This is a genomic window from Kitasatospora sp. NPDC047058, assembly GCF_040643935.1.
Lineage (GTDB): Bacteria > Actinomycetota > Actinomycetes > Streptomycetales > Streptomycetaceae > Kitasatospora.
The window spans coordinates 1-10161 of the sequence record NZ_JBEYVJ010000267.1 but is presented as its reverse complement, the minus strand read 5'-3'; the positions used below and the strand labels follow the sequence as shown (position 1 = coordinate 10161).

Below are 10161 nucleotides of genomic sequence, written 5' to 3'. Positions count from 1 at the left end.
CCGACGCCGCGATGAGCGCCCACCTCGACGGTCTGGTCGCGGTGTTCACGGACCGCTGGGGTGATCCGCTGGACGTCGACCTGTGGTCCTACTCCTGGGCCCGCCCGGCCGCCCGGACCAGGCCCGCCCCCGAACAGCTGGCCGCCGTCACCCTCGGCGAGACCGGCGCGCCGGCCACCCTCGCCCTCACCCCCGACCTGCCCCGGCTGCGGCACACCGTCCTCGCCCCCGGCCCCGGCACCCTCCCGTACGCCGACCTGCGGGCCGACCAGGGCGGCCGGCTCACCGACGAGCCCGGCCCCGAACTGGTCGCCGCCGTCCGCGCCGAGGCCCGCTTCGACGCCGGCGGCACCGACCACCTCACCGGCTACGGCGCCCGCCAGGTCCTCGACGGCCACCCGGCCCGGCTCGCCGACCTGGTCCGGGCCGGCCGGCCGCGCGAACTGCTGACCCCGGTCGCCGCCCTGGCCGGCGCCGACCGGGCCGTGGCCGGCGTGCTGGCCGGCGCCCTGCGCACGCCGCTCACCGTGGTCCGGGCCGCCCACCGGCTCTCCCGGATCCGCTACGCCGACGCGCTCGACGACGCCGCCGTGCGGCTGACGCTGCGCCACGTCCCGGACGGCGGCGGCACGGCCGGGGCGCGTTCGGCCGACGACCTGGCCTGGTGCGTGCCGGGCCCGGCGGCCCGCTGGCTCTCCGACGAGGCGCTCTCCGCGGTCGCCCTGCGGCTGCGGCTGGCGGCGCGCGAACCGGCGCCCGCCGAGCCGCCGGGCGCGCGCCGGGCCCGGTACGCCCTCCACCGGCACGCGCGCGGGTTCCGCACCCTGGTGCACGCCGCCGAACAGCCCGGGCAGCGGCTGCACGCGCCGTTCCTGGACAACCAGGTGGTCCGCGCGGCCCGGCTGCTGCCCGACGACGTCCGGCTCCAGCCCGGCGCCCGGCCCGCCCTGCTGCACGCCGTGCTCACCGGCGCCGGCCGCACCGACCTGCCGCCGGACTGGGGCCGCGGCCGGCGTCCCGACCGCACCGCCACCGACCGGGCCGGGCTCCGGCTCGCCGCCGACGGCCTCGCCGAACTCTTCGACGCCCCGCTGCTCGCCGAGGCCGGCCTGATCGACCTGGCCGCCGTCCGGGCCGGCCTGGCCCGCTCCGCGGATCCGGACACCCCGCTGCCGCCCGGCGACCTCGCGGGGCTCGCCGAGCTCGTCTCCGCCGAACTCTGGCTCCGCCGCGTCCGCGCCCGCCGCCACGGCGCCTGCTGGACCGGCCTCCCCGCCGCGGAACGCCCCGCCCTCGCCCCGGCGCGCTTCGCCTGACGCCCCGCTGACGTCCCGCCGTCCGGGAGCCGTACCGGGAACAGCGCGGGGAGCCGTTCCGGGAGCCGTGCCCGGGGCGCGGCGCGCCCGGCGCGGCTGGCCCGTCCGGACGCCCGGGGCGGGCGAAGATGGCGCCGTCCCGTCCCGCTCCCGTGGAGGCCGTGGTGACCAGCGCCAGCCCGGATCCGACCGTCCCCGTCGTCCTGTCGGTGCTCGGCCGGCCGCCGACGGGCCGCACGCCCGGGGTGCTCGCCGGCTGCGACGGCTCGGACGGCTCGCTCTGGGCGCTGGACCGGGCGATGACGGAGGCGGAACGGTTCGGCCTGCCGCTGTACGTGCTCGCGGTGGTGAACCCGGCCCCGGCCGGCTACCCGCCGGGGATGGCCGAGCTGGTGCAGGAGAGCGTCGAGACGCTGGTCGAGAGCATGGCGGACGGCCTGCGCCGCTCGGTGGCCGCGGTACAGCGGGCCAGGACCGGCCCGTACGCGGGGGAGCTGTCGCTGCACGTGGTGCTCGGCAACGTGATCGAGGTGCTGCTCGCCGCCTCGGCCCGGCAGCACACGCTGGTGCTCGGCACCCGCGGCAACGGCGGGTTCGCCCGGCTGCTGCTGGGCTCGGTCAGCTCGGCGGCCGTGCACCACGCGGCCTGCCCGGTCCTGGTGGTCCCCGCCCCGCCGGGGCCGTGAGCCGCCGGGGCCGCGCAGGGGCGGACGCCGCGGGGCTTGCCGGGGGCTCCTGAGACCGCGGGCGCCTGGGACGCCGGGAATGTCCCGAGATGGTTCATCGTTCACCCATCCCGGAAACCGTCCTCCCCACCTCCTGGAGAACCCGCGTCATGAAGGTCGAGATCTACTCCGACATCGCCTGCCCTTGGTGCTACATCGGCAAGCGCCGTTTCGAGGAGGCGCTGGACGGCTTCGCGGGCAAGGAGGACGTCGAGGTGGTCTACCGGCCGTACCAGCTGGTGCCGGACGCGCCCGCCACGGCGAGCCCGCACCGCGCGTGGCTGGCCGAGCGCTACGGGCCGCAGTCCGTCGCGATGGACGCCCGGGTGGCCGAGCTGGGCCTCGCGGAGGGCATCACCTACGACTTCGACGCGGCGCTGCACGCCAACACCTTCCTCGGCCACCGGCTGCTGCACCTCGCCGCGACCGAGTACGGCGCGGCCGTCCAGGGCCGGCTGAAGGAGGCGCTGCTCAAGGCGCACTTCACCGACGGCGTGGACGTCGGCGACCGCGCCGCGCTCACCGGGGTGGCCGTCTCGGCGGGTCTGGACGGCGAGCGGGTGGCCGCCTACCTGGCCGGCGACGAGGGCGCCGCCGAGGTCCGCGCCCAGCTGGCCGAGGCCCGGGAGCTGGGCATCACCGCCGTGCCGACCTTCGTGTTCGAGGGCAAGTGGGCGGTCCAGGGCGGCCAGGAGGCCGAGACCTTCCGCAGGGTGCTGGAGCAGGTCGCCACCGAGATCGGCGAGCGCCGTCCGGCCCCGGTGCCGGTCGCCCCGGCCGGCGAGGCCTGCACGGACGGCGCCTGCGCGGTCTGAGCTCCGGAGCCGTCAGGCACGCCCCGGGCCCGCTCCACCGCGTGGGACGCGTGGGACGCGTCTGACGCGGTGAACGCGGTGAACGCGCGTCAGACGCACCGGAAGCGGGCCTCGGCCCAGTCCGCCGCGTTCAGCGCCGACCAGGCGCCGTGGGCCGGGGTGACCACCAGCCGGACCGACCGCTGCCCGGTCAGCGGGACGTGCACCGGCACCGCCGCGTCCCCGGTGGCGAGCACCGGCGACCTCCAGAGCGTGCTGCCGTCGCCGCCCTGGACGGAGAAGACCACCCCGCCGGGTGAGGCGGTGACGTCGTCCACCCCCGCCAGCGCGTCGAAGGACGTGCAGCTGCGGTTGAGGTCGACGAGCGTGCCGGCGGGCGCGTGCACGGTGATGCCGTGCGCGTGCCGGGTGCCGCCGATCCAGACGTGGTCGCGCTGCCAGAACCAGTCGCTGCCCTTCTGCCGGACGCTCGGGCCCGCCGGCGGCACCCGGTTGTGGCCGGGCTTCAGCACCGGCAGGTCGTCGGCCCAGAAGTCGGTCGGGTCCGGCGGCACCGGCGGGGTCGGGGTCGGAACCGGCGGGGGCGTCGGGGTGGGCACCACGGGCACGGACGGCGTGGGCACCGGCGGCACGACCGGCGTCGGCACCACCGGGGCGGGGAGCTTGGGCCGCGGCGTGGCGGCCGGCGTCGGCGTCGGGGCGGGCGCGGCAGGCGCGGCGGGGGTGACCGGCGCGGGCGGCGGCACGGCCTTGGGCGGCCGGCTCGGCGGGGCCTTCGGGACGGGCGTGGGCGACGGGCTCGGCGGCGGCTCCTCCGCCGGCGCAGGGGCGGCGACGCTCGGAACGGGGCTCGGCGCCGCCGGTTCGGCGCGCGGCGGGGCAGGCAGGGCGGGCGAGGAGGCCACGGGAGCGGCCTGCGGGGGAGCCGGGTCGGGCGCGCCGGTCAGCGCGTACGCGGCGACGGCGGCCGCGGCCATCGCGACCGCGGCGGCGATCCCGGCCTTGGCCGCGGCGCCCAGGCCCTCGGCGGCCACCGCGGCGGCGGCCCCGCCGCCGGAACCCGCCGACCCGCCGGCCGCACCGGCGGCCCCGGCGGTCGCGCCCGCCGCCCCGGCGCCCGCGCCGCCCGAGGTCGCTGCCGAGGTGGCCGCCGAGGTGGCCGCCACCGTGCCGGCCGCCGCACCGCCGACCGCCGCCGCACCGCCCACGGCGGCCGCGGCGGCGCCGAACCCGCCGGCGCCGATCCAGACCAGTACCCCGCCGGGCAGCAGCGCCCGCAGCCCGTGGTTGATCTCGGACAGCTCCAGGCAGGCGGCCGTGCACCGGTCGCAGTCCGCCAGGTGCCGGCCGACGTCCGCCGAGGCACGCTTGCGCAGCGAGCCGCGCGCGTACGCACCGAGCCGGTTGGCGTACCCCTCGCAGTCCCGGTCCTGGCTGCCCGAGACGTGGGCCTGCAGGAAGCCCGCGGCCAGCCGGTCGCGCGCCCGGTGCGCCTGGACGGCGGTGGCGTTGGCGGTCTTGCCGAGCATCACCGCGACGGTCTTGGGGGACTCCCGCTCGACCTCGGTGTGCCAGAGCACCATCCGGTCGTCCTCGGGGAGTCCGGCGTAGGCCTGCATGACCATCCGCTGGTCGGCCATCGCCATCGCCCAGGCGTCGGCCCCCGGGTCGGCCAGGTCGAGGTCGAGGGTGGCCGCCGAGGTCTGCGCGAACACGCTGAAGTCGTCGACCAGTTGCTCGCGGCGCTCGCTACGGGTCCAGGCGGCGGCGACGTTGCGCACCGCGGTCAGCAGGTAGGCGCGGACCGCGAACTCCGGCCCCTTGCCCGCCTTCAGCGCTTGCAGGGTGCGGGCGAACACCTCGCCGGCCAGGTCCTCGGCGGTGAAGCTGTCCCGGCAGCAGGTCCGCGCGTAGCGGCGCACCGAGTCGGCGTGCCGCCGGTAGATCTCCTCGTACGCGGCGTCGTCGCCGGCCCGCACCCGGGCGGTCAGCTCGGCGTCGGAGGGCGGGCGTTCGCCGTCCACGGGGTCGGCGGGGGCCGGCACGGTGGGCCGTGCGGGGGTGCCGTCGCCGACGAAGGCCTCGGGGGCGACACCGCCCCGGCCGGCCGGGGCCTGGCCGGGGACGCGGGTGGACGGGAACGCGGCGGCGGAGGCGGAGAGCGTCTCGCGGCCGGGCATGCCGGCCTGGTCCGGCACCTGGCCCGGCAGGCCCGGGTGTCCGGGGTGCCCCGACGGCCCGGTCCGGTCCGCCCGGGCGCCGGGCGGGTTCCCCGGCGTGCGGCCCGCCGGTCCGGGCGCCGGACCGTCAGCCGCGCCCTCCGGCCCGCCGGTTCCGGAACGGCCGAAGTCGAGCCCGTACCCGTAGTCGTTCTGTTCCTCGGCGCTCACGACGGACCCCAGATTCCACGACAGCCCCCGCAGTGTGGGAGGGCGCGCGGGAGTACGTGGGTGCACGACTCACCGCTGCACGGCGCCGGGTGCGCGCGAACGGCGCGCATCGGGACATTGGCTCCAATCACGGGCAAAGGATGGCATAGCGCAGAGTTGGGCGGTAGCCGGACCGCCGGGACCCACTCTTCCGTGGGGTCGTCGCGGCTGTGTTCGGCCCGCGCGCGGCGCCGGGCGCACCGATGGTCCGCGCGGGCGCGCGCCGACCGGCACGCGCCGGCCCCGGCGCCAACCCCGCTGCCCGCAGCGGACGGAGAGCGCTTCCCTCCGGCCGTGGTCAGCGTGCCCGCAGGCCGTCCAGCAGGATCTGCAGCAGCCGGTCGCCGGGCCCCGCGGCAGGCTGACCGTCCGTCGGCCGGCCACCCGGACCCGCGAGCGTCGCACCCGCCGGGCCCGTGACCGCGGACGACGCGTGCCCCGGTTCCGCGGCCACCGCGCGCGCGGCGTGCACCGGCACCGAGGCGGTCAGCACCAGCACCACGTCCGCCACCGTCACCCCGGGCCGCAGCTCACCGGCCGCGCCCGCGCGGGCCACCAGTGCGGCCAGCAGCTGGAGCAGCAGCCGCGGGTCCGCGTCGGCCGCCGCGGGCTCACCGCCCCCCTGCGGCAGCCCGGCCCCCCGCGACTCGGCGCCGCGTGGCTCGAACCGGCCCCCGGGGAAGCCGCCCGCCCCCGCCGGATCGCCGTACCGCTGCTCGGGCACCCGGCCCAGCTCCTCCGCGTACCGGAACGCCTCCGGCGGCAGCAGCCGCCCGGCCCCGGTGGAGACCGCCCGCGCCAGGTACCCGGCCAGCGCCTCCCAGGCACCGCCGCCGCCGTACAGCGACTCGCGCGCCTGCGTGGTCAGCCAGGCCACCTCCTCGGCGGCGATCCGCTGGACCAGCACCTCCTTGCTCGGGAAGCGCCGGTACACCGTGCCGACGCCGACCCCGGCCCGGCGCGCGACCTCCTCCATCGGCGCGCCGTAGCCGAACTCGCCGAACACCTCGCGGGCCGCGCGCAGCACGCTCTCCAGGTTCCGCCGGGCGTCCACCCGCAGCCGGGCCCCGGGTGCGGGCCCGCCGCCGGCCTGCGGCGGTTCGGACCGGTACGGCACCGCGGCGTACGCCACGCCGGCCTGCGCCGGAAGGTCCGCGGGGCCGCGCTGCTCCGGCACCACTCCCTGGACGGCACGCGGTGCGTCCCGCCCCAACAGTCGCTCCTGCTCCATCATCCCAACTCTCCCCCGCAGGTATCCGATCCCGGACCCTGTCGTCGCCCGCCCCTGCACCCCCCGGTGCAGCTCCGTCCGTCAGAAATGACCCGCTGACCCATCGCTCGTGCCGGTGGTGCGTCCGTTCCGATCGCACACGCATGAAGACCGCGCGCCCGAGGCCTCGCCCGGGGACTACCCTTCCCCGGATCACGGTGCCCCAGTCGGGCTCGCCCGCCAACGCTGGAACTGGCCGTAATGGCAGATCCACGGTGCGTCGCCGCCGATTGACATGGCGGTGGCCGCTCCGACACACAATCCGACCATAGTTCACGGCCGTTCGAAGCCGAAAGTGCGTCAGAAACTCACCCCGGCAGCACATCCGGCCCCAGGCGGTCACTCCCGTCCCAGCCGCCCCGGTACGGACTGTGGACAAGAGGGCCCCCGCCGGTCCTTCATTGAGGGCGTGGCGGGGGGCCGGCCGACGGCCGGCGGAAAGGTCACTTCGGCAGGAGGTGCGCTATCAGGATCCTGATCGTCGGGGGCGGCTGCGCCGGCATGTCCGCCGCGCTGCACCTCCAGCGCGGACTGCGCGAGCGGCTCCGGCGCGGAGACGCGGAGATCACCGTGGTCGAACCGCAGCCCTACCTGACGTACCACCCGCTGCTCGCCGAGGTCGCGGCCGGTTCGATCGACCCCCGCCACGTGGTCGTCCCGCTGCGCCGCGCCCTCCCGGACTGCCGGGTGCTCACCGCGCGGATCACCCGGATCGAGCACGCCACCCGCCGCGCCTGGGCCGACGCCGCCGCCCACGGCGAACCGTCCGCCCCGGTCGAGCTCGACTACGACGTCCTGGTGGTGGCCCCGGGCTCGGTCTCCCGGACGGCGCCCGTCCCCGGCCTGGCCGAACACGGCGTCGGCTTCTCCACCGTCGGCGAGGCGGTGGGCCTGCGCAACCACGTGCTGGAACAGCTCGACCTCGCCTCCGCCACCCGCGACCCGGCCCTGCGCCAGGCCGCGCTCACCTTCGTCTTCGTCGGTGCCGGCTACGCCGGGGTCGGCGCGCTGGCCGAACTCGAGGACATGGCCCGGACCGCGGTCCGCGGCTACCACAACATCAGCCCCGAGGACCTGCGCTGGGTGCTGGTCGAGGCCACCGACCGGATCCTCGCCGAGGAGTCCCCCGAACTGGCCGCGCACACCCTGGCCCAGCTCCGCGAGCGCAGCGTCGACGTCCGGCTGCGCACCACCCTGGAGTCGGCCGCCGGCCGGGTCATGGTGCTCTCCGACGGCAGCCGCTTCGCCGCCCGGACCCTGGTCTGGACGGCCGGGGTGCGCCCGTCCCCGCTGCTGCGCGACACCGACCTGCCGCTGGACACCGCCGGCCGGGTCCGCTGCCTGGCGACCCTCCAGCTGGCCGGCCCGGACGACCGCGCGCTGCCCGGGGCCTGGGCCGCCGGGGACGGCGCCGCCGTGCCCGACCCGCACGCCGACGGGGCGCCCTGCGCGCCCAACGCCCAGCACGCCTTCGCCCAGGCCGAACTGCTCGCCGCCAACGTGCTGGCCGCGCTGGACGGCGGCCCCCGGGCGGCCGGCATCGCCGAGTACCGGCCGGACCGGGCCGCCTGCTCCACCTCGCTCGGCCTGGGCCGCGCCGTCGCGCACACCCGGCGGGGCGGCCGGCTGACCGGCCGGCGGGCCTGGTGGCTGCACCGGGCCCGGCACCTGCGCCGGCTGCCGAGCGCCGACCGGCGGGTGCGGGTGCTGATGGACTGGCTGCTGGGCGGGGTGTTCTCCCGGGAAGTGGTCTCGCTCGGGGCGGTCGAGCACCCGCGCTCGGAGTTCGAGGCCGGATTCGGGCCCGCCCCGGGCGGCGGGCCCCGCCGTGACTGACCGGACGGCCGCGCCGGGCGCGCGCGACTTCCGGAATCGGCCCTCCGCCTGACAGGATCTCCCCAACCGAGTCATTACCCCGTGTGTCAGTGCGCACACAAAAAGTGATGATATGCCTGGAAATCGAGGAAGCGGCCGTCGTTTGAACCTCATGCGCTGGAGCGCCCGGCTCACCGGAGTCCCCTGGCGTGCCGCCCCGCCGACCCGGGGCGGCACCGACCAGGGCGCGCCGACCGACGTCGTGGTCCCCAGCCCACGCGACCCCACCAGCCTCCTCGGCCCGGCCGAGGTGCTCGACCCGCAACGGCCCCAGGACCTCCGCGAGGTCCTGAACCGCATCCCCGCCCCGGTCGCCGTCACCTACGGCCCCCTGCACCAGCTCGGCTACGCCAACCGCGCCTACCGCGAACTCTTCGGCGAGCGCCCCACCGGCCTGCCCGCCCGCGAGGCCCTGCCCGAGCTCGGCACCATGGGCGTCCTGCCGCTGATGGACCAGGTGATCCGCGGCGGCCGCCCGCGCAGCGTCAAGGCCCGCTGCATCCTCGGCCTCACCGGCAACCGCTACTACAACGTCTCCTGCGTCCCGCTCACCCGCCACGAGCACCGCACCGAGCCGCCCGGGACCGACGAACCCAAGGACGGGCCGACCGCCGGCGTCCTGATCTTCGCCGCCGAGGTCACCGACCAGGTCCTCGCCGCCACCCGCCTCCGCGAGGCCGAACGCCGCCAGCGCGAGGCCGCCGTCACCCTCCAGCGCAGCCTGCTCCCGCAGAAGCTCGACCAGCCGGCCGACCTCCGGGTCGCCGCCACCTACCAGCCGGGCGGCGCCGAGGCCGCGGTCGGCGGCGACTGGTACGACGTCATCGCCATCGACGGCGGCCGCACCGCACTCGTCATCGGCGACGTCATGGGCCGGGGCCTGCGCGCCGCCGCGGTCATGGGACAGCTCCGCACGGCCGTCCGCGCCTACGCCCGCCTCGACCTCCCCCCGCACGAGGTGATGCGCCTGCTCGACGGCCTCGCCATGGAGATCGACGCCAACCAGATCGCCACCTGCAGCTACGCCGTCTGGGACCCGCAGCGCCGCACCCTCACCTACGCCTCCGCCGGCCACCTCCCGATGCTGCTCCGCTGCCCCGACGGCACCGTCCTGCGCAGCGAGGAACAGAACGGCCCGCCCCTGGGGACCGGCGGCGGCGTCCATCTCTCGCACACCCTGCGCCTGCTCCCCGGTACCACCGGCGTCCTCTATACGGACGGCCTGGTCGAACGCCGGGACGAGGACATCGACCAGGGCCTCGACCTGCTCGCCCGCACCGTCACCGGCGCGGTCGGCGCCCCCGAGGTCGTCTGCGCCCGCCTGCTCCGGGCGATGGGGGTGACGGCGGAGCACGACGACGACGTCGCCGTGCTGGTCTTCCAGCTGCCGGCGGAGGAGGGGCCGACCGGACCGGGAGCTGAACCAGGGGTTGACTCGTCCCCACGAGACGTCTAATGTTCTTCGAGCTGCCTGGCAGGGAGCACCGGACACGCATCGGCGCGGACGGTCCCGGGGCAGCCAATCCCTAGTAACACCACTTCCCGGTTCGGGCTGGGTCGTGCTTTGCCTTTTTCGGCGGCGCGGCTCGGGTCTGTTTCGGCGTGCCCGTTTATATGGATTGCGGCCGGATTCGCTTTTCGGAGCGGAGATCGGCTAGAGTTTGAAACGTCGGACGGGGCATCAAGCCGCAGAAGACACCAGCGAGTTGGATGAACGAAGCGCCGGAAACG

General features: G+C 77.2%; 6 protein-coding genes and 1 pseudogene. 5 read left to right on the top strand and 2 right to left on the bottom strand.

Features of this window, described 5'->3' with window-relative positions:
- From ABZ885_RS29020 to ABZ885_RS29010, 3 genes are all read left to right on the top strand, one after another.
- Window positions 1-1316 (top strand): asparagine synthase-related protein (locus ABZ885_RS29020; protein ID WP_360194808.1); only part of this gene is annotated, 1316 nt, incomplete at its 5' end.
- A 164-nt stretch (window positions 1317-1480) separates the two neighbouring features.
- Window positions 1481-2002 (top strand): universal stress protein, encoded by a 522-nt coding sequence (locus ABZ885_RS29015; RefSeq protein ID WP_360194805.1) that lies wholly within the window; start codon window positions 1481-1483, stop codon window positions 2000-2002.
- Between the two features lie 149 nt (window positions 2003-2151).
- Window positions 2152-2856, top strand: coding sequence for a DsbA family oxidoreductase (locus ABZ885_RS29010; RefSeq protein ID WP_360194802.1), 705 nt, complete (start codon window positions 2152-2154; stop codon window positions 2854-2856).
- A gap of 89 nt (window positions 2857-2945) precedes the next feature.
- Here the strand turns inward: ABZ885_RS29010 and ABZ885_RS29005 are convergent, their stop codons facing one another.
- On the bottom strand, window positions 2946-5246 hold the full coding sequence (locus ABZ885_RS29005; protein WP_360194799.1) for a sigma-70 family RNA polymerase sigma factor: 2301 nt from the start codon (window positions 5244-5246) through the stop codon (window positions 2946-2948).
- Between the two features lie 337 nt (window positions 5247-5583).
- Window positions 5584-6519 (bottom strand): helix-turn-helix domain-containing protein, encoded by a 936-nt coding sequence (locus ABZ885_RS29000; RefSeq protein WP_360194796.1) that lies wholly within the window; start codon window positions 6517-6519, stop codon window positions 5584-5586.
- Between the two features lie 501 nt (window positions 6520-7020).
- Between ABZ885_RS29000 and ABZ885_RS28995 the strand changes: the two genes are divergently transcribed.
- The gene (locus tag ABZ885_RS28995; protein ID WP_360194809.1) at window positions 7021-8391 is read left to right on the top strand and encodes an FAD-dependent oxidoreductase; all 1371 of its coding nucleotides are present in this window, start codon (window positions 7021-7023) and stop codon (window positions 8389-8391) included.
- A gap of 142 nt (window positions 8392-8533) precedes the next feature.
- Window positions 8534-9926: pseudogene (locus tag ABZ885_RS28990) on the top strand (SpoIIE family protein phosphatase); the annotation flags it as partial.
- Window positions 9927-10161 lie beyond the last annotated feature (235 nt).

What these genes read in the sequence shown, in the direction of transcription:
- ABZ885_RS29010 (WP_360194802.1), top strand. Translation starts at nt 2,152, where the DNA reads ATGAAGGTCGAGATCTACTCCGACATCGCCTGCCCTTGGTGCTACATC.
- ABZ885_RS29000 (WP_360194796.1), bottom strand. Translation starts at nt 6,519, where the DNA reads ATGATGGAGCAGGAGCGACTGTTGGGGCGGGACGCACCGCGTGCCGTC.